This window comes from Streptomyces albidoflavus (assembly GCF_000719955.1).
Classification (GTDB): domain Bacteria; phylum Actinomycetota; class Actinomycetes; order Streptomycetales; family Streptomycetaceae; genus Streptomyces; species Streptomyces albidoflavus.
In genome coordinates this window covers 145,517-164,831 of record NZ_JOII01000001.1, presented here as the reverse complement: position 1 = coordinate 164,831, position 19,315 = coordinate 145,517, and the positions used below count along the sequence as shown (strand labels likewise).

General features: G+C 72.6%; 15 protein-coding genes and 1 CRISPR repeat array (1 of these 16 only partly in view). Of the genes, 8 read left to right on the top strand and 7 right to left on the bottom strand.

Annotated features, from left to right (window positions below; all coding sequences use genetic code 11):
- Window positions 1-348: 348 nt before the first annotated feature.
- The 6 genes from IF45_RS0100805 (at window position 349) to IF45_RS0100780 (ending at window position 8,287) form a co-directional block, all read left to right on the top strand.
- Window positions 349-1,827: an aldehyde dehydrogenase family protein gene (locus IF45_RS0100805; protein ID WP_370443939.1), complete on the top strand. Its 1,479-nt coding sequence runs from the start codon at window positions 349-351 to the stop codon at window positions 1,825-1,827.
- Between the two features lie 189 nt (window positions 1,828-2,016).
- The gene (locus tag IF45_RS0100800; RefSeq protein WP_003948488.1) at window positions 2,017-3,534 is read left to right on the top strand and encodes a GMC family oxidoreductase; all 1,518 of its coding nucleotides are present in this window, start codon (window positions 2,017-2,019) and stop codon (window positions 3,532-3,534) included.
- Window positions 3,531-4,652 (top strand): quaternary amine ABC transporter ATP-binding protein, encoded by a 1,122-nt coding sequence (locus IF45_RS0100795; protein WP_003948487.1) that lies wholly within the window; start codon window positions 3,531-3,533, stop codon window positions 4,650-4,652. Before IF45_RS0100800 ends, IF45_RS0100795 begins: the two co-directional genes overlap by 4 nt.
- Window positions 4,652-6,646, top strand: a complete 1,995-nt coding sequence (locus tag IF45_RS0100790) for an ABC transporter permease (protein ID WP_030304848.1) — start codon at window positions 4,652-4,654, stop codon at window positions 6,644-6,646. The genes IF45_RS0100795 and IF45_RS0100790 overlap by 1 nt, the downstream gene beginning before the upstream one ends.
- A 1-nt stretch (window position 6,647) precedes the next feature.
- On the top strand, window positions 6,648-7,625 hold the full coding sequence (locus IF45_RS0100785) for an ABC transporter substrate-binding protein (RefSeq protein WP_003948485.1): 978 nt from the start codon (window positions 6,648-6,650) through the stop codon (window positions 7,623-7,625).
- A 197-nt stretch (window positions 7,626-7,822) separates the two neighbouring features.
- Complete coding sequence (locus IF45_RS0100780; RefSeq protein WP_003948484.1) at window positions 7,823-8,287, top strand: VOC family protein; 465 nt, start codon at window positions 7,823-7,825, stop codon at window positions 8,285-8,287.
- A gap of 60 nt (window positions 8,288-8,347) precedes the next feature.
- Here IF45_RS0100780 and IF45_RS0100775 read toward each other — a convergent pair whose 3' ends face one another.
- The 5 genes from IF45_RS0100775 to IF45_RS0100755 form a co-directional block, all read right to left on the bottom strand.
- Entirely contained in the window at window positions 8,348-9,868 is a 1,521-nt protein-coding gene (locus IF45_RS0100775; protein WP_030304846.1) for an FG-GAP repeat domain-containing protein, read from the bottom strand.
- Between the two features lie 96 nt (window positions 9,869-9,964).
- Window positions 9,965-11,158 (bottom strand): glycoside hydrolase family 1 protein, encoded by a 1,194-nt coding sequence (locus IF45_RS0100770; RefSeq protein WP_008410772.1) that lies wholly within the window; start codon window positions 11,156-11,158, stop codon window positions 9,965-9,967.
- A 67-nt stretch (window positions 11,159-11,225) separates the two neighbouring features.
- Window positions 11,226-12,059: a carbohydrate ABC transporter permease gene (locus IF45_RS0100765; RefSeq protein ID WP_003948481.1), complete on the bottom strand. Its 834-nt coding sequence runs from the start codon at window positions 12,057-12,059 to the stop codon at window positions 11,226-11,228.
- Window positions 12,056-13,006, bottom strand: coding sequence for a carbohydrate ABC transporter permease (locus tag IF45_RS0100760; RefSeq protein ID WP_003948480.1), 951 nt, complete (start codon window positions 13,004-13,006; stop codon window positions 12,056-12,058). The genes IF45_RS0100765 and IF45_RS0100760 overlap by 4 nt, the downstream gene beginning before the upstream one ends.
- Before the next feature lie 5 nt (window positions 13,007-13,011).
- Window positions 13,012-14,262: a sugar ABC transporter substrate-binding protein gene (locus tag IF45_RS0100755; protein WP_010638599.1), complete on the bottom strand. Its 1,251-nt coding sequence runs from the start codon at window positions 14,260-14,262 to the stop codon at window positions 13,012-13,014.
- Between the two features lie 690 nt (window positions 14,263-14,952).
- Here IF45_RS0100755 and IF45_RS0100745 point away from each other — a divergent pair.
- Together IF45_RS0100745 and IF45_RS0100740 are read left to right on the top strand one after the other, a co-directional pair.
- Complete coding sequence (locus IF45_RS0100745; protein WP_018894279.1) at window positions 14,953-15,852, top strand: acetylxylan esterase; 900 nt, start codon at window positions 14,953-14,955, stop codon at window positions 15,850-15,852.
- 132 nt (window positions 15,853-15,984) lie between these two features.
- Complete coding sequence (locus IF45_RS0100740) at window positions 15,985-16,839, top strand: alpha/beta fold hydrolase (protein WP_051720656.1); 855 nt, start codon at window positions 15,985-15,987, stop codon at window positions 16,837-16,839.
- 49 nt (window positions 16,840-16,888) lie between these two features.
- Here the strand turns inward: IF45_RS0100740 and IF45_RS0100735 are convergent, their stop codons facing one another.
- Window positions 16,889-17,767, bottom strand: coding sequence for a M55 family metallopeptidase (locus IF45_RS0100735; protein ID WP_030304844.1), 879 nt, complete (start codon window positions 17,765-17,767; stop codon window positions 16,889-16,891).
- A 36-nt stretch (window positions 17,768-17,803) separates the two neighbouring features.
- On the bottom strand, window positions 17,804-18,913 hold the full coding sequence (locus IF45_RS0100730; protein WP_037637458.1) for a LacI family DNA-binding transcriptional regulator: 1,110 nt from the start codon (window positions 18,911-18,913) through the stop codon (window positions 17,804-17,806).
- A gap of 160 nt (window positions 18,914-19,073) precedes the next feature.
- Window positions 19,074-19,315: direct repeats of the CRISPR family, unit length 29 nt; unit sequence GGGACCACCCCCGCGTGCGCGGGGACCAC; it runs 31 nt beyond the window's last position.

Below are 19,315 nucleotides of genomic sequence, written 5' to 3'. Positions count from 1 at the left end.
TTCTCAGCCCGGCCGGCGTTTGAGGCCATCGGTGACCGGCACGGTCGATCCCACCGAACCCCTCCATCAGCCCGGCCGGCGCTTGAGGCCCCACCCCCGGCCCGGAGGGCCGAAACACACCGCGCGGCAACACACCGCCGCACCAACGTGACCAACGGTAAGGCCCCCTTTGCCCAGTAAAGGCGCCGTATGTCATACGGCGCCGGTGAGCCATCCCACGATGCCCCCACCACACGGCATGGATTCGACGCCCATGGGCAGGTGCACCGGGCTGCCGTGCAGGCAGGCGGCAGCACACCCCTTGGATCGAAAGGCAAACACGACGTGTCGGCAGAACAGACCATTTACGTGGACGGAACGTGGCGCGCGGCCACGTCGGGGGCCGTCCGGGAGATCATCGACCCGGCGGACGCCAAGCCGTTCGCGGTGGTCGCCGAGGGCGGCACCGAGGACGCGGACGCCGCTGTCGCCGCCGCCCGCCGCGCCTTCGACCAGGGCCCCTGGCCCCACACCCCGGTCGCCGAGCGCGCCGCCCTGCTGCGCCGCGTCGCCGACCTGCTGGTCCGTGACCGCGAGGAGATCGGCCTGCTGGAGAGCCGCGACGCGGGCAAGACCCTGGAGGAGGGCCGGGTCGACGTCGACTGCGTCGCCGACGCCTTCCGCTACTTCGCCGACCTGGTCGTCGGCGAGGGCGCGGGCCGCGTGGTCGACGCCGGGACCGACGAGGTCCACAGCGTCGTCGTGCACGAGCCGGTCGGCGTCTGCGGCCTGATCACGCCGTGGAACTACCCGCTGCTCCAGGCCAGTTGGAAGGTGGCCCCCGCGCTGGCGGCGGGCAACACCTTCGTCCTGAAGCCCAGCGAGATCACCCCGCTGAGCACGATCGCCCTGATGCGTCTGCTCGCCGAGGCGGGCCTGCCCGAGGGCGTCGCCAACCTGGTGACCGGCCCCGGCCACACCGTCGGCGCCCGCTTCGGCACCCACGACGACGTCGACCTGGTCTCCTTCACCGGCGGCCTGGTCAGCGGCACCAAGGTGGCCCAGGCCGCCGCCGCCTCGGTCAAGAAGGTCGCGCTGGAACTGGGCGGCAAGAACCCGAACGTGGTCTTCGCCGACGCCTGCGCCACCGACGAGGACTTCGACACCGCCGTCGACCAGGCCCTCAACGCCGCCTTCATCCACAGCGGCCAGGTCTGCTCGGCCGGCTCGCGCCTGATCATCGAGGAGTCGGTGCGCGAGCGCTTCGTCACCGAACTCACCCGCCGCGCCCAGCTCATCCGCCTCGGCCGGGGCACCGAGGAGGGCGTCGAGTGCGGCCCCCTCGTCTCCCAGGCCCAGCTGGAGAAGACCCAGGGGTTCGTGGCCTCCGCCCTGGAGGAGGGCGCCGTGCTGCGCACCGGCGGCAAGCAGCCCGAGCCCAGCGAAGTCCGCCCGGCCACCGGCTACTTCTTCGAGCCGACCGTCCTCGACGGCTGCCACCGCGAGATGCGCGTCGTCCGCGAGGAGGTCTTCGGCCCGGTCCTCACCGTGGAGACCTTCACCACCGAGGAGGAGGCCGTCGCGCTCGCCAACGACACCGAGTACGGCCTGGCCGGCGCCGTCTGGACCACCGACGCGGGCCGCGCCCGCCGGGTCGCCGCCCGGCTGCGCCACGGCACCGTCTGGATCAACGACTTCCACCCCTACCTGCCGCAGGCCGAATGGGGCGGCTTCGGCAAGTCCGGCACCGGCCGCGAACTCGGCCCCGCCGGACTCGCCGAGTACCGCGAGTCCAAGCACGTCTACCAGAACCTCGCGCCCAAGCCGGTGCGCTGGTTCGCGGGCTGACCCCGGGTCCGCCACCCCGTCCGGCCGCCGGCACCCGATCCGGCGGCCGGGCCAGGGCACCCCGCCCCACCCGGGACGCCCGTACCCCCCACGCAGAGCCACGACCGCAAGTCCCGCAGCACGCAGGCGGCCGCACCAGGCGGCGACGCCCCACCACGCGCAGCACCTTGCAGGCCAAGGAGGAGCAACATGCCCACGTACGACTACGTCGTCATCGGCGGCGGCACCGCAGGATCGGTGATCGCCTCCCGGCTGACCGAGAACCCGGACACCACCGTCGCGATCATCGAGGGCGGCCCCTCCGACATCGACCGGCCCGACGTCCTCACGCTGCGCCGCTGGATGGGCCTGCTCGGCGGCGACCTCGACTACGACTACCCCACCACCGAGCAGCCACGCGGCAACAGCCACATCCGGCACAGCCGCGCCAAGGTCCTCGGCGGCTGCTCCTCCCACAACACCCTCATCGCCTTCAAGCCGCTCCCCTCCGACTGGGACGAGTGGGAGACCGCCGGCGCCGAGGGCTGGGGCGCCGTGCCGATGGAGGCGTACTACGCGCGGCTGAAGAACAACATCGTCCCGGTCGACGAGAAGGACCGGAACGCCATCGCCCGCGACTTCGTCGACGCCGCGCAGGGCGCGCTCGGCGTGCCGCACGTCGACGGGTTCAACCAGAAGCCGTTCAGCGAGGGCGTCGGCTTCTTCGACCTGGCCTACCACCCGGAGAACAACAAGCGGTCCTCCGCCTCGGTGGCCTACCTCCACCCGTACCTGGACCGGCCCAACCTCCACCTCATGCTGGAGACCTGGGCGTACCAGCTCGCCTTCGACGGGGACCGCGCCACCGGCGTGCACGTGCGGACCAAGGACGGCGAGGAGATCCTGGTCGAGGCCGGGCGCGAAGTGCTGCTCTGCGCCGGGGCCGTCGACTCGCCGCGGCTGCTGCTGCACTCCGGCATCGGGCCCCGCGCCGACCTGGAGAAGCTCGGCATCACCGTCCGCCACGACCTGCCGGGCGTCGGCGAGAACCTGCTCGACCACCCCGAGTCGGTCATCGTCTGGGAGACCGACGGACCCATACCCGAGAACTCGGCGATGGACAGCGACGCCGGGCTCTTCGTCCGCCGCGACCCCAAGGGACGCGGCCCGGACCTGATGTTCCACTTCTACCAGATCCCCTTCACCGACAACCCCGAGCGCTTGGGCTACGAACGCCCCGCGCACGGCGTGTCGATGACCCCGAACATCCCCAAGCCGCACAGCCGCGGCCGCCTCTACCTGACCAGCGCCGACCCCGAGGTCAAGCCGGCCCTCGACTTCCGGTACTTCACCGACGAGGACGACTACGACGCCCAGACCCTGGTCGACGGCATCAAGATCGCCCGCCGCATCGCCCGTACCGAACCGCTGGCCGGCTGGCTCAAGCGCGAGGTCGCCCCCGGCCCCGGGATCACCGACGACGAAGCGCTCAGCGAGTACGCCCGCAAGGTCGCGCACACCGTCTACCACCCCGCCGGAACCTGCCGGATGGGCGCCGAGGACGACGAACTCGCCGTGGTCACCCCTGAGTTGAAGATCCGCGGCCTCACCAACATCCGCATCGCCGACGCCTCCGTCTTCCCGACGATGCCGGCGGTCAACCCGATGATCGGAGTCCTCATGGTCGGAGAGAAGTGCGCCGAGATGCTGGGCGGTGACGCCCGATGAGCGCCACCACCACCGCCACGCCGCCGGGCCGGGAGGCCCCCGCGGACGAGAACACCCCCGTCTTCTCCGTCGAGAACCTCTGGAAGGTCTTCGGCCCCAAGGCCGAGCGGGTCCCCGCCGACCCGGCGCTCGCCGCCCTCGACCCCGTCGAGCTGCGCGCCGCCACCGGCTGCACCGCCGCCGTCCACGACGTCAGCTTCGACGTCCGCCAGGGCGAGGTCTTCGTCGTCATGGGCCTCTCCGGCTCCGGCAAGTCCACCCTGGTCCGCTGCCTGACCCGGCTCATCGAGCCCACCGCCGGCAAGCTCGCCATGTACGGCGAGGACGTCCGCGCCATGGACAAGAACCGGCTGCGCGAACTGCGCCGCCGCCGCGCCGCCATGGTCTTCCAGCACTTCGGCCTGCTGCCGCACCGCACCGTCCTCGACAACGTCGCCTACGGCCTGGAGATCCAGGGCGTCCCGCGCGCCGAACGCCGCGCCAAGGCCGCCGAGACCGCCGCCCTGGTCGGCCTCGAAGGGCTGGAGGACCGCCGCCCCGGCCAGCTCTCCGGCGGCCAGCAGCAGCGCGTCGGCCTCGCCCGCGCCCTCGCCGTCGACCCCGAGGTCCTCCTCTTCGACGAGCCGTTCAGCGCCCTCGACCCGCTGATCCGGCGCGACATGCAGGAGGAGGTCAAGCGGCTCCACCAGGAGGAGGGCCGCACCATGGTCTTCATCACCCACGACCTCTCCGAGGCGCTGCGCCTGGGCGACCGCATCGCGCTGATGCGCGACGGCCGCGTCGTCCAGCTCGGCACCCCCGAGGAGATCGTCGGCTCGCCCGCCGACGACTACGTCCGCGACTTCGTCCGCGACGTGCCGCGCGAGCAGGTCCTCACCGTGCGCACCGCGATGCGCCCGGCCACCGGCTCCGAGGCCGAGCAGGGCCCCGCCCTCTCCCCGGGCGCCACCGTCTCCGAGGCCATCGAGGCCGTCGCCCGCACCGGCGAGACCGCCCGTGTCGTCGACTCCGGCCGCTGCCTCGGCGTCGTCGACCACCACCGGCTCCTCGGCGTGGTCGCGGGCGCCGACCCCGGACCCGCCGCGCCGCCCGCGAAGGCGGGGGAGGCGGTGCTCTGATGGCCGCCACCACCGCCCCGACCACGGGCGCCGCCGCCCCGCCGGGCAGTACCGGCGCCGGGCTCACCGGCCTCGCCCGCCGCCACCCGGCCCTCACCAAGCTGCTGGCCCTCGCGGTCCTCGCCGCCGTCCTGGTGCCGCTCGCCCACGCCCGCTGGGCCTCGGGCAGCTGGCCCGAGGCGCTCACCGTCGACGTCTCCGGACCGCTCGGCTCCGCCAGCGACTGGATCATCGACAACCGCGACAGCCACCCGCTCTTCCTCTACTTCTTCGGCCACGTCTCCAACGCCGTCGTCCTCTCCGTGCGCGCCGTCTACCTGGTGCTGCTCGCGGGCGGCTGGGCCGGAGTCACCGTGGCCGCCGGGCTGATCGCCTGGCGCGCGGCGGGCGTGAAGCTCGCCGTCGGCACCGCCGTCGCCTTCCTGCTCTGCGGCGTGCTCGGCATGTGGGTGCCGACCATGCAGACCCTCGCCCTGATGATCGTCGCGGTCCTCGCCTCGGTGATCCTCGGCGCCCTGCTCGGTCTCGCCGCCGGCCTCTCCGACCGGGTCTTCCGGCTGCTGCGGCCGGTCCTCGACACCATGCAGGTCCTCCCGGCCTTCGCCTACCTGCTCCCGGTCGTCCTGGTCTTCGGCATCGGCGTCCCCGCCGCCGTACTGGCCACCGTCATCTACGCCGCGCCGCCCATGGCCCGGCTCACCGCGCTCGGCCTGCGCGGCGCCGACGCGGGCGTCATGGAGGCCGTCACCTCGCTCGGCACCACCGCCCGCCAGCGCCTGTTCACCGCCCGGCTGCCGCTGGCCCGCAAGGAACTGCTGCTCGGCGTCAACCAGACGATCATGCTGGCCCTGTCGATGGCCGTGATCGCCTCCGTGATCGGCGCCGGCGGCCTCGGTGACCGCGTCTACCAGGCCCTCGCCTCCGTCGACGTCGGCGCGGCGCTCGCCGCGGGCATCCCCATCGTGCTGCTCGCCGTCGTCCTGGACCGCACCACCGCCGCCGCCGGCCGCCGCATCGGCGCCGGGGAAGCCGCCTCGGGCCCCGTCTCCCCGGCCGTCGGCTGGGCCGTGGCCGCCGTCGCGACCCTCGCGGTCGCGCTCGGCACGCGGTTCGCCTCCGCTCTGGAGTGGCCCGCCACCTGGACCTACGGCATCGCCGAACCGGTCAACAGGGCCGTCGACTGGATGACCGACCACCTCTACTCCGGGGTGCCCCTGATCGGCGGCACCGCCGACTGGGCCGGGCACTTCACCACCTGGGTCCTCGACCCGGTCCGCGACGGCCTCCAGTGGCTGCCCTGGTGGGGCCTGCTGCTGATCGTCGCCGCCCTCGCCTGGCTCATCGGCACCTGGCGCACCGCGCTCACCGCCACCCTGGCGATGGCCGCGATCGGTGTCCTCGGCGTCTGGAACCCCTCGCTCGACACCCTCTCCCAGGTGCTCGCCGCCGTCGCCGTCACCCTGGTGCTCGGCTTCGCCACCGGCATCGCCGCCGCCCGCTCCAACCGGGCGGAGGCCGCGCTCAGGCCCGTCCTGGACGTCTTCCAGACGATGCCGCAGTTCGTCTACCTGATCCCGGTCGTCGCCCTCTTCGGCGTCGGCCGCGCCCCGGCCGTCGCCGCCGCCGTGGTCTACGCGCTGCCCGCCGTCGTCCGCATCACCACCCAGGGGCTGCGCGGCGTCGACGCCGGCGCCCTGGAGTCGGCCCGCTCGCTCGGCGCCACCAGCAGCCAGCAGATCCGCCAGGTCCAGCTGCCGCTGGCCCGCTCCTCGCTGCTGCTCGCCGTCAACCAGGGCGTCGTCCTGGTCCTCGCCGTCGTCATCATCGGCGGCCTGGTCGGCGGTGGCGCGCTCGGCTACGACGTGGTCTTCGGCCTCGCCCAGGGCGACCTCGCCGTCGGGCTCGTCGCCGGTGCCGCGATCGTCTGCCTCGGCCTGATGCTCGACCGCGTCACCCAGCCCACCGAACGCCGCACCACGACGAAGGGGGCCTGACATGCGGATCCGCCCGTCGCGCCGTGCCACCCGCACCGCCGCCGCCCTCACCGCCTCCGGCGCCCTGCTCGCCGTGGCCGGCTGCGGCGCCGCCGACATGACCCAGCAGGCGTCGCCGTACGCCAATGCCGGGGACGGCAAGTCCGTCACCCTCTCCCTCCAGTCCTGGGTCGGCGCCCAGGCCAACGTCGCCGTCGCCCAGTACCTGTTGGAGCACGAGCTGGGCTACCGCGTCGACACCGTGCAGATCGACGAGGTGCCGGCCTGGGACGCGCTCAGCCAGGGGCGCGTCGACGCCATCCTGGAGGACTGGGGGCACCCGGAGGAGGAGAAGCGGTACGTCGACGACAAGAAGACGATCACCGCCGCCGGGGACGTCGGCGTCACCGGCCACATCGGCTGGTTCGTCCCGACGTACTTCGCGAAGAAGCACCCCGACGTCACCAACTGGAAGAACCTCAACAAGTACGCCGACCAGCTCCGCACCCCCGAGAGCGGCGGCAAGGGCCAGCTGATGGACGGCTCGCCGTCCTACGTCACCAACGACAAGGCCCTGGTGAAGAACCTGGACCTGGACTACCAGGTCGTCTTCGCCGGCTCCGAGGCCGCGCAGATCACCCAGATCAAGCAGTTCGCCAAGGAGAAGAAGCCTTTCCTCACCTACTGGTACCAGCCCCAGTGGCTCTTCGAGAAGGTGCCCATGACGGAGGTGGAGCTGCCGAAGTACGAGGAGGGCTGCGACGCCGACCCGGACAAGGTCGCCTGCGCCTACCCCGAGACCCCGCTCCAGAAGTACCTGAACACGGACTTCGCGGAGAACGGCGGCGAGGCCGCGGAGTTCCTCAAGAACTTCGAGTGGACCACCGAGGACCAGAACCAGGTCTCCCTGTGGATCGCCGACCAGAAGATGGACCCGCAGAAGGCCGCCGAGAAGTGGGCGAAGGCCAACGAGTCCACCTGGAAGAAGTGGCTGCCGTAACGGCCCCGCCACCCCTCTTCCCGTACCGGAGCGCCCCCGCGGACCACCGTCCGCCGGGGCGCTCCGGCGCGTACGCCCCCAGGCCCCCCAAGGGGCGTCCTTGATCGTCTTCCGCGTCCGGCTCCCCGCCCCCACCATGGGAGAGGACCCCGACAGCGACAGGCTGCCCGACCGCTACAGACTGGGGGAACGACCCCATGGCCGAGAAAAGCTTTCCCGCGCCCGAGTCCGGGATGCTCCTCTCCTACTTCCTCACCGTGGCCGACGTGCCGCGCTCCCGCGCCTTCTACAGCGAGGTGCTGGGCGGCGAGGTGATCCTGGAGGAGAACCCCTGCACGGTCCGCCTCGCCAACAGCTGGCTCATCATGAACCCCGGCGGCGGCCCCACCCCCGACAAGCCCGGCATCACCCTCCACCCGCCCGAGGACCCCGCCACCGCCACCTGCTTCCTCAACATCCGGGTCGCCGACATCCAGGCGGTCTACGAGGAGTGGAGCGCCAAGGGCGCCGAGTTCGTCACCCCGCCCATCGACCGCAAGGCCGAGATCCGCTGCTACCTGCGCGACCCCGACGGCTACCTCATCGAGATCGGCCAGGCCACCGGCATGCTCCACGGCGTCTACGCCGACCCGCCCGCCGGCAAGGGCCCCGGTACGCGCTGAGGCGCCCTCCCCGCGTACGGCGGGAAGGACGCCCCGGAGAGCCGGCGGTGCGGCGGAGGGTCAGCGCAGGAAACTGCCGAACTTCGCCTTGGTGACGGGACCGCCGACGTGGCCCGGCCCGAAGGCGGAGGCGCCCTCCACCGTCAGCCCCTCGCCGGTGCCGCGCAGCGCCCAGACCGCGCCCGCCTGCTCGTTCTCCTCGGCCGCGGCGGCGACCAGGTCGCGGTGACCGTCGCCGTCGGTGTCGAGCAGGGCGCAGGCGGAGCCGAACTTGTCGCCGCTCTCCGCGACGCCGGGCACCCCGGCGGTGTTCTGGTGGAGGACCTGGCTGCCCTCGCCGGTCACCCCGGAGGCGGTGCCGTGGAGCAGGGCGATGGAACCGGCGTCGGTCAGGCCGCTGAAGTCCTCGCCGCTGATGCCGAGGGCGATCTCGGCCCGGCCGTCGCCGGTCACGTCGGCCACCGCGACGCAGGAGCCGAAGTGGTCGCCCTTCTCCTGGGCGCCGTGGAGGCCGGGCAGGCTCTGGTCGAAGGCCTGCTCGCGGCCTTCGAGGCCGGCGGCCGAGCCGTAGCGGACGGTGACCTTGGCGGTGGCCTCGCCGCTGCCGGTCACCACGTCGTCGTAGCCGTCGCCGTCCACGTCGCCGACGCCGACGGCCGCGTCGTCGCCGCTGCTGCCGATCGGGCCGGCCTCCTGGGCGTCCCGGAAGCCGGTGGCGCTGCCGGTGAACAGGTGGTGGGCCCAGACGCCGTCGCCCTCGTAGAGCCAGGTGACGAGGTCGTCGGAGCCGTCGCCGTTCACGTCGCCGACCGCCTTCGGGCGGACCGGGCCGCCGACCGAGGTGGGCCCGTCCACACAGCTGTCGTCCTCGGCGCAGGCCGGGCCGTCGCTGTCGTACCCCCACCACTCGGAGCGGTCGAGGAAGTCGAGCTGCTCGGCCGGGGTGCCCTCGCGGGTCAGCGGGCCCTTGAGGAGGCGGGCCTCCTGGGTGACCGGGTCGTCGCCCGCGACCTGGGCGGCGCCGAAGAGCGCCAGGTCCGCCTGGCCGTCACCGTCGAAGTCGCCGACCTGCGGGGCCTGTCCGAAGCCGGCCACGGCGGTGCCGCCGGTCAGCCCCTTCGGCGAGCCCCAGAGGATCACCGCGCCGGGCTCGGCGGTGGCCGAGCCGATCACCAGGTCGCTGTAGCCGTCGCCGTCCAGGTCGCCCTTGGCGAAGGTCTCGCCGAACCGCTGCTTGGCGGTGGCCGCGCCCGGGACCCCGGCCGTGGACCGGCTCACCACGGTGCCGGGAGCGGGGGCGAGCCCCTTCGCCGAGCCGTAGGTCACCGCCACGTACCCCGCGCCGGCCTTGCCGGAGACCGTGCCTCCGGGGGCGCCGGAGACCAGGTCCGCGTACCCGTCGCCGTTGAAGTCGTCGGCGGAGGCCGCGGCGGGTCCGTCCGCCGCGAGGGCGGTGGTCGGGGCCAGGGCGGCGGCGCTCAGCCCGCCGGAGACGAGCAGGGCCGCCGCCAGCGAGGCCGCCGCTCTGCCGGACCGTCCGCGCCGGGTCGTGGGGGTGTCGGGGCGTCGCATCCAGGCCATGCCGTCTTCCTTCGTTTGCCGGTCATGTACACCTACTGTGACGCCCCACCCCCGTGCGAAGTTGCACAACTCCTGTGCCCGCCGGGGCGCGTGGGGTCAGACCGCCCGGCCGGGAAGCTCCCGCGTACGCCCCAGCGAGCCGAGCCAGACGGCCGAGGGGCGGGCGGTGCGCTCGAAGGTCTCCCAGTCGACGGCGATGAGGCCGAAGGTCGGCCGGAAGGAACCCCACTCGTAGTTGTCCAGCGCGCTCCAGGCGAGGTACCCCTCGACCTTGAGCCCGTCCTCGATGGCGGCCGCGACCTCGCCGAGGGCGCCCGTGTAGTAGGCCGTGCGGCGCTCGTCGTCGGCGGTGGCGATGCCGTTCTCGGTGACGATCAGGGGGACGTCACCGACCACCTCGGCGGTGTGCCGCAGGGCGTGGCCGACGGCCGTCGGGTAGTACTCCCACTCGGTCAGCGTGCGCTCGGCCTCCGGGGACGCGGGGATCGGGCCGTCGGCGCCGATCCGCGTACGGGTGTAGGACTGCACGCCGATCCAGTCGTCCCCGCGGGCCGCCTCGATGAAGACGTCCTCGCGCGGGTGGCGGTAGGCGGCGGTGACCTCCTCGGCGCCGGGGAGGGCCTGGTAGACCTGGTTGGCGATGGTCCAGCCGACCTTGATGCCGGAGGAGATCGCCCGGACCTCCTTGACCGCCGCGTGGTGGGCGGCGATCACCGCGTGGGTGGTCTCCTCGTCGGGCGTGGGCAGCCCGGCGGGCGGGAAGCCGATGTCCCCGCGCTTGGCCTGGCCGGCCATGACGGCGATCATGTTCGGCTCGTTGATGGTGCAGACGTGGGCCACGCCGGTGGCGATGACCGGCGCGCAGGCGGCCACGTACCGGGCGAACAGCTCGGTGGCGCCCTCGGCGGTCCAGCCGCCGCGCGCCTCGAACCACTGCGGCACCGTGAAGTGGTGCAGGGTGACCATGGGACGCAGGCCCCGCTCGATCGCGCCCTCCACCATCCGCCGGTAGTGGGCGAGTTCGGCCCGCGAGAAGTGCCCCTCGACCGGCTCGATGCGGGCCCACTCGATGCTGAACCGGTAGTCGGTGAAGCCGAGCGAGGCGAGCAGGTCCATGTCCTCGGGCCAGCGGTGGTAGCTGTCGCAGGCGTCGTAGCTGGGCTCCTGGATGTGCGTACCGGCGGTGTGCTCCTTCACCCACCAGTCGCTGTCGGTGTTGTTGCCCTCGATCTGGTGGGCGGCGGTCGACGCGCCCCACAGGAAGCCTTCGGGGAACGGGGTGCTGGTCATCAGGGCACGCCTTTCTGGTGCGGTGGTGCGGTGTGGGGGTGGGTACGACGGGGCGGGCGCGGGCCGGTCACTTCATGCCGGCGGTGGCGATCCCCTGCGTGAAGTGGCGCTGCAGCGCGATGAAGACGGCCAGCACCGGCAGGACGATCAGGAAGGACCCGGCCATCAGGACCCCGTTGGAGCCGCCGGCCTTGTTCGGGTCGGTGGCGAAGGTGGCGAGCGCCACCGGGAGGGTGTACTTGTCCGGGTCGTTGGTGGCGATCAGCGGCCAGACGAAGTTGTTCCAGGAGCCGAGGAAGGTGAGGATCGCCAGCGTCGCCAGGGCCGGCTTGACCAGCGGCATCACGATCCGCCAGAAGATGAACCACTCCCCGGCCCCGTCCATCCGGGCCGCCTCCAGCAGCTCGTCCGGGATCGACTGCATGAACTGCCGCATCAGGAAGACCCCGAAGGCGCCCGCCGCGAAGGGCAGCACCAGACCGGCGTACGAGTCGATCAGCTGGAGCTTGCTCATCAGCACGAAGAGCGGCAGGAGCATGAGGTTGCCCGGCACCATCAGGGCGCCCAGTACCACCCCGAAGACCTTGTTCCGCCCGGCGAAGTTCAGCTTCGCCAGGGCGTAGCCGAGCATCGAGCAGAAGACCAGGTTGGAGACGGTGACCAGGACGGCCACGATCACCGAGTTCATGAAGTACAGCGGCAGATCGAGGTCGGCCAGGAGCTGCCGGAAGTTGGCGAGCGTCCACTGGCTGGGTATCCACACCGGCGGGCTCGCCGACAGCTCCCGCTGCGTCTTGAAGGCGGAAAGCCCCATCCACAGGAACGGCGCCGCCATCACCAGCAGCCCGCCGGAGAGCAGGACGTACGTCAGGGGCCTGCGCACACGGCCTTCGGCGCTCATCGGGTGTTGTCCTTCAGCAGTCGGAGCTGGAGCACCGTGATGCCCATGATCACGACGAACAGCACGTACGCCATCGCGCTCGCGTAGCCCATGTGGAAGAAGTTGAAGCCCTCGCGGTACATGTTCAGTGAGACCGTCAGGGTCGAGTCCGAGGGTCCGCCCTGCGTCATCACGAACGGCTCCTCGAAGACGTTGAGGTAGCCGATGGTGGTGATGACGCTGGCGTACAGCAGGGTCGGCCGCAGCAGCGGAATGGTGATCCGGCGCAGTTCCTGCCAGGGCCCGACCCCGTCGAGGCGGGCGGCCTCGCGGACCTCGGTCGGGATGGCCTGGAGCCCGGCGATGAAGAGCACCATCACCGTGCCGAGGTTGCGCCAGACCGCCATCGCGATCAGCGAGGGCATCGCCAGCGCCTCGGAGCCGAGGAAGTCCGGCGCGGTCAGCCCCACCTCGGAGGCGAGCCCGGCGATCAGCCCGTCACTCGGGTCGAGCACGAACCGCCAGACCACCGCCACGGCCACGATCGAGGTGACGACCGGCGCGTAGAAGCCGACCCGGAAGAAGGTCCGCGCCCGGTCGATCCCGTTGTTGAGCAGGACGGCCACGAGCAGCCCGAGGCCGATCGTCAGCGGCACGCCGACCACGACGAAGTACGCCGTGTTGAAGAGGGACTTCAGGAACCGCTCGTCCCCGAACAGCCGCGTGTAGTTCTCGAACCCGATGAACCGCGCGTCCAGCGGCCGGGTCACGTTGCCCAGTCCGAAGTCGGTGAAGCTCATCAGCAGCGTCGCCACGATGGGGAACGCCATGAAGACCGCGAACAGCACGAGGAACGGCGTCGAGAAGAGCCAGCCGGCCGCGTTCTGCACGCCCAGCGAACCCCGCCGGCGACCCGGCCGTCGTCCGCCGGGCGCCGCCTCGTCGGCCTTACGGGTGGTGGTGCTCATGGCTCCTACTTCTGGACGAGGCCCTCGATCTGGTCCTTGGCCTTGCCGAGTGCCTCCTCCGCGGTGGCCTTGCCCTGGGTGACCTGGGCTATCGCCTGGTCGACCTTGTCGGTGATCTCGGAGAGGTTGGCGAGCGTCGGGGACGCCTTGGCGGTCTTCATCTGCTTCTCGAAGACCTTCAGCGCCGGGTCGTCGGCGAGCGAGCCGGACTCCCAGGCGGTGGTGTTGGCGGGCAGGTCCTTGGTCCGCTCGTACCAGTCGGCCTGGCCCTCGGTGCTGGTCAGGTGGGCGATGAACTCCTCGGCGGCGGCCTTGTGCGGGCTGTCCTTGGAGACGGTCAGCGAGGAGCCGCCCGCCATCGAGACGGACGCCTCGTCCGCCGGCACCTCGGCCACGGCCCACTTGCCCTTGATGTCGGGCTGGCCCTCGTTGAGCAGGGTCACGTGCCAGGGGCCGCCGAAGAACATCGGGACGCGGCCGTTGCCGAAGTCCTTCACCACGTCGTAGCCGGGCGGCACCGACTTGTTGGCGAGCCCCTTGTCGAAGTACGCGCCGTACTCCTTGAGTGCCTTGACGGCGGCCGGGCTGTCGACGACGACCTTGCCGTCCTCGTCGATGATCTCGCCGCCCGCCGAGTACAGGAACGGGTAGAAGCTCTGCACCGTGTCGAGCCCGCTCGGCTGGATCGACAGGCCCCACTTGGTCCCGGCGTCCTTCTGGTACGCCGAGGCGAGCGCCCGCAGCTCCTTCCAGTCGGCCGGGGCCTTGTCGACCCCGGCCTTCTCGGCGAGGTCGGTCCGGTAGTACAGGACGCGGGTGTCGACGTACCACGGCACGCCGTAGACCTCGCCGTCCACCTCGCCCTGCTGCCACCCGGCCGGGAAGAAGTCCTTCTCCTGGAACCGCTTGGTGTCCACCGGCTCCAGGACGCCCAGCTCGGCGAACTCCCCGAGGTAGCTCCCGCCCATCTGCGCGATGTCCGGCAGGTTCCCCGCCGCCGCGGCCGACACCAGCTTCTGGTGGGCGACGTCCCAGCCGACCGGGGTCACCTTCACCTTGAGGTGCGGGTTCTCCTTCTCGTACTCCTTGGCGACCTCGGCGAGCTTCTCGCCCTCGGCCCCCATGGCCCACACGGTCAGGGTCTGCTCGGCGTCGGCGGCGACCTCGGTCCCCGAGGAGCCCCCGCAGGCCGTGACGACGGCCAACGCCGTACTCGCGGCGATGACGGCCGTGGCGGTTCTGGCGACGCGGTGCATGGCGGCTCCTCCTTGAGCGCTACCGGACATGTATGCGCTGTCTGTAAGCGCATACATGACTCTGAACCAGGGGTTCCGCCCGCCGCAAGAGGGGGTTTGGTCACACTCCCGTAACGGGGATGTCGCCTGCGGCGTCGTTGGGGGTGCCTTGCCGTTCCGGGGGCGGAATGGATGGTTCCGGAACCAATCAAGCAGGTGGGGGAGGGGGATGGGGTGGTTTGTGAGGGAATTCGCAGGGGGGCCGCCTTCGGCGGCGGGGCTCTGGGCGGCTGGGCCGGCTTTTGGCTGAGGTGCCGCTTCGGGTGCGGCTTCACGAGGGCCTCAAGCGCCGGCCGGGCTGAGATTGGGCTGAGGTTGCCGTGTGCGTGCGGCTTCGGGATGGCCTCAAGCGCCGGCCGGGCTGGGGGTGGGTGCGGTGAGGTTCGACCGTGCCGGTCAAAGATGGCCTCAAGCGCCGGCCGGGCTGTTCAGTGGGCGGTGTCTACAGTCGGCGGCATGTCGTCGTCACCGTCACCGTCATCGCCGTCGCCGTCACCGTCACCGTCATCGCCGTCGCCGTCATCCCCATCGTCATCGTTCTCGGGTGTTGCCGGGGCTTCTGGTGCTGGGGGTGGGTTTCGGCATGGGTATTCCTTCGATCCTTCGTACGGGTACGGGGTGGAGGAGTTGTTGCGGGTCGGGGTGCCTGGTGTGCCGGGTGGGTTCGCGGGGTTCTGGCGGGGGCGGTACGAGGAGGCGCTGGAGGTGGTCACCGCGCCTGAGGTGGGGGCGGTGGAGGAGGTGCGGGACGGGGTGCGGGTGTGCCGGGTCTCGTTCAGCTCGGTGGGCGGGGTGCGGCTCGGGGGATGGCTGGCGCTGCCCGTGGACGGGCCGGCCGAGCACGGCTTCGTCGTGGGGCACGGGTACGGCGGCCGGGACGCGCCCGGACCCGACCTGCCCTTGCCGCTGCCGCGCTCGGCGGCGCTGCTGCCCTGCGTACGGGGCATGGGGGAGCGCTCGCGTCTGCCGGGGGTGCCCTCGGTGGCCGACGCTCACGTGCTGCACGGCATCTCCTCGCGCGACACCTACGTCATCGGGGCGTGTGTGGCCGACCTGTGGTGCGCCGCCTCTGCCCTGCTGGAACTCGTCCCCGAACTGGCCCGACACCCCTCCGGCCCCCGGCTCGGCTACCTCGGGGAGAGCTTCGGCGGCGGCCTCGGCGCCCTCGCCCTGCCGTGGGACGACCGGTTCGCCGCCGCCCGGCTCACCGTCCCCACCTTCGGCAACCACCCGCTCCGCCTCACCCTGCCCTGCACCGGAAGCGGCGAGTCCGTCCGCCGCCATCACCGCGACCACCCCCACGTCGTGGACGTACTCAGCTACTTCGACGCCGCCACGGCGGCCACGTTCGTCCGCGTCCCCACCCTGGTCGCGGCCGCCCTCTTCGACCCGGCCGTTCCGCCGCCCGGCCAGTTCGCCGTGCACAACGCGCTGCCGGACGACCTGCGCGCCCTGCACGTCCTGAGCGCCGGTCACTTCGACCACCCCGGTGCGGAGGAGGAGGCGGCCGGACTGGCTCGCGCCGACCGGGAGTTCTTCACCCGTCTCTGAAATCACCGTCCTGCGGGCGTGGTTCGGGTGGTGCCGATGACCACCGGGTGGCGCAGACTGGTCGGGCCCGTTCGACGTACGCGACCCGACATACGCGACCCGACGTGCACGACCCGAGGGGGACGAGCAGACATGTCCGGAGCTTCCATCAGGAGCAGCCGGAGTCCGGGTGAGTCCCGGCTCCCGGTGCACGCCACCGTCTGGGACGACCGCCCCAACTCCGGCGGGAGCGGGTCCCGTTGGCCGGTCGTCCTCGTCCACGGGATCCTGACCTGGGGCACCGACCCCCGCTACGGTTTCGCCGCCCAGCGCCCCCTGGCCGCCCGTCGCCGGCTCCTCCTCATGGACCGCCGGGGCTACGGCCGCAGTCCGGACATCGCCCGGAGCGACTGGGCGGTGGACGCCGGGGACATCGTGGAACTGCTCGGGACCGGCGCCCACCTGGTCGGCCACGCGTACGGCGGGGTCGGTGCCCTGGCCGCCGCCGTACGCCGCCCCGACCTGGTCCGTTCACTGACGCTGATCCAGCCCGGCGCCCTGCGCCCCGCCGCGCGGCACCCGGTCGTGGCCGAGGCGCTGGCACGGGCCCGCGCCGCCACCGCCGCCCTGCCGCCGGACCTCACCCCGGCCGATTTCCTGCGCGGGGCCACCGAGTCCGTAGGCATGGAGACCCCGGAGGCGACCCCTGAGCGGCTGCGCGCCGCCGCCACGACCATGGCCGAACTCCCGTGCTGGGACGCGGAGATCGACCTCGGCCCGCTGGCCCGCGCCGCCTTCCCCCAGCTCCTGGTCTCCGGCGACTGGGAGGGCGCCCCCGAGCCGTACCGCACGTACGCGGGCCTCCCGCTCATCGCCTGCGCCGAGGAGATCGCCGCAGCGACCGGCGCCGCCCACCTCGTCGTCCCCGGTCACTACCCGCACACCCAGCAGCCGGAGCGCGTCAACGCCGCGATGGAACACCTGTGGGAGGCGGCTGATCAGGGGTGACCAAAGGGGGGAAAGCGCCCCCGGCGCAGCACCCCCGGTGGCCGGGGGCCTACGCCGGCCGGATGCTCCCGAGCTGCACCAGTAGCAGCACGACCCGGTACGCCTCGCCGAAGTCGGCGGCGGTGAAGGTGACCGTACGGGCGCCCCCGGCGCGGGTCACGCCCGGGATCAGCACGGCCAGGTCGACCGTGTGCGCCGCCGCCAGATCGACCTCGACCGTCTGCGGCCCGGACAGCGCGAACGGCCGGACCTCCTCCCGCCCGGCCACGGCCTCGGCGGCCGTCCGCCGCAGCCGCTCCCGCGCCTCCTCGGGGTGCAGGCCCGCGGCGGCGAACTGGCCCAGCGCCTCCTTGACGGCGACCGTACGCACCCCGGGCACCAGCTCCCGCACCTCCGCGCAGGCCGCGTCGTCGCCGCTGAGCAGCACCACCGGTACGCCGAGGTGCCCGGCCATCGCCGCGTTGAGGCCGATTTCGCCGAGGGAGCGCCCGTCCACCCGTACGTCGAGGAGCGCGTCGCTCATGGTGTGGGCGAGGACGCCCGGGCCCGCGCCCGCCCGTACGTGATAGCCGACGAAGAGGACCGCGTCCGTCCGCTCGTCGACGCCGCCCAGCATCCCCAGCGGCCGTGGCTTCCCCCGCACCAGCCGGGCCCGCCGGTCGATCTCCTCGGGCAGCAGATTCCGGTACGACCCGTGCGCGTCGGCCACCCACACCTCGGCACCGGGCTCGGCGTCCAGCACACCGGCGACGGCGGCGTTGGCCTCGGCGGTCATCAACGCCCGCGCCCGCCCGTAGTCGTACCCGTCCGGGTTGGTCTCCCGGGGATGCACGATCCCCGAGACGCCCTCCATGTCGACGGAGATCAGTATCCGAGGGCCCTTGGCCTCGCTCGTGGGGTCCTCGCCCGTGGAGCCGTGGTTGTCCATGGACCGGAGCGTACGCGCGGCCCGGCCCGCCCCTGCCTACGCCTCGTGGCCGCAGCCGCAACTGGCGCGGCGGACCACCTCGACCGGCAGCACCAGCGACTCCGGCTCCCCGCGCTTCTCCTCGGCCAGCCGCCGCACCAGCAGCTCCACCGCCTCCTCGCCGAGCCGCCGCATCGGCTGCCGGACCGTCGTCAGCGTCGGCTGCACCAGCCGCCCGAGCGGAATCCCGTCGAAGCCGGTCACCGCCAGATCCTCCGGTACGCGCAGACCTCGGCGGCCCAGGGCGTGCAGGGCGCCCACCGCCATCTGGTCGTTGGCGAAGAGCACGCCCTCGGGCAGCCCGTCCGGGCCCGCCCGGTCCACCAGCTCCTCGGCCGCCCGCGCGCCCCCGGCCTGCGTCATCAGTTCGGCGCGCAGATCCGGCTCGTCCGGCACGGGCAGCCCCGCCGCCCGGCAGGCGTCCCGGAACCCGGCGAACCGCGCCTCCGCGTCCGGGGAGTCCTCGATCCCGCCGACGAAGGTGAGGCGGCGCAGTCCGTGGTCCTCGATGAGGTGCCGGGTCAGCTCCCGCTGGCCCTCGGCGTTGGCCACCTCGATGTGGTCGAGCCGGTCGAGCCCGCCTGGGCCGTCCTGCTCGGGCGGGCCGGCCAGCATCACCACCGGCAGCCGCCGCGAGATGACCTCCAGATCCTCGGTCGGCACCGTCCGCGCCAGCACCGCGCACCCGTCGACCCGCCCGGCGACCTTCGCCACCAGACTCTCCGGCCCACCGGTCAGCGAGGCGGCGATCAGCAGCGCGTACCCGTGCCGTCGCGCGGCCCGCTCCATACCCCGGATGATCTGGTCGGAGTAGAGCATGAACGCGTGGTCGTCGTCGGCGTCCACCGTGGCCGCCTCGCTCTCGGCGTCCGGGTCGGAGTAGTCGGGGAAGCAGAGCCCCAGCACCCCCGTCGACCGGCTCGCCAGCCCGCGCGCACTCCCGCTGGGCACGTACCCCAGCTCCCGCGCGGCCACGAGCACCTTCTCCCGCGTGGCCTCCCGCACCGACTCCGGACTCCGGTACACCCGCGACACGGTCGCGATCGACACCCCCGCCCGCCCGGCCACGTCATACACCGTCGGCGTCCCCGCCACCCCGTCACCCACGCGCCCCTACCCTCATCCCGTCCCGCCCGCTCCGACCATCCAGAACCCGAGCCCACCGACCCGCCTCACGCGTTGTGAAAGCGCATTCATGGTAGGAGGTGGGGGTGGGGGGAGCAAGGCGGGTGGCGGCGCTGTGCGCCGGGTCGGGGTGAGGCGGGGTGGGGCTTGCCCCGCCTGCGCGGGGACCACTCGATGATGTTCGTGACGACCGGAGCGGCCTCGGGGCCACCCCCGCGTGCGCGGGGACCACCAGTTGGGGTCGAGGTCGCAGATGTTGACGCCGGGACCACCCCCGCGTGCGCGGGGACCACCCGTTCGCACCCATGGCGATCACCTGGGACGAGGGACCACCCCCGCGTGCGCGGGGACCACTCGCCGAGCCACGAGGCCCCCTCCTTCACC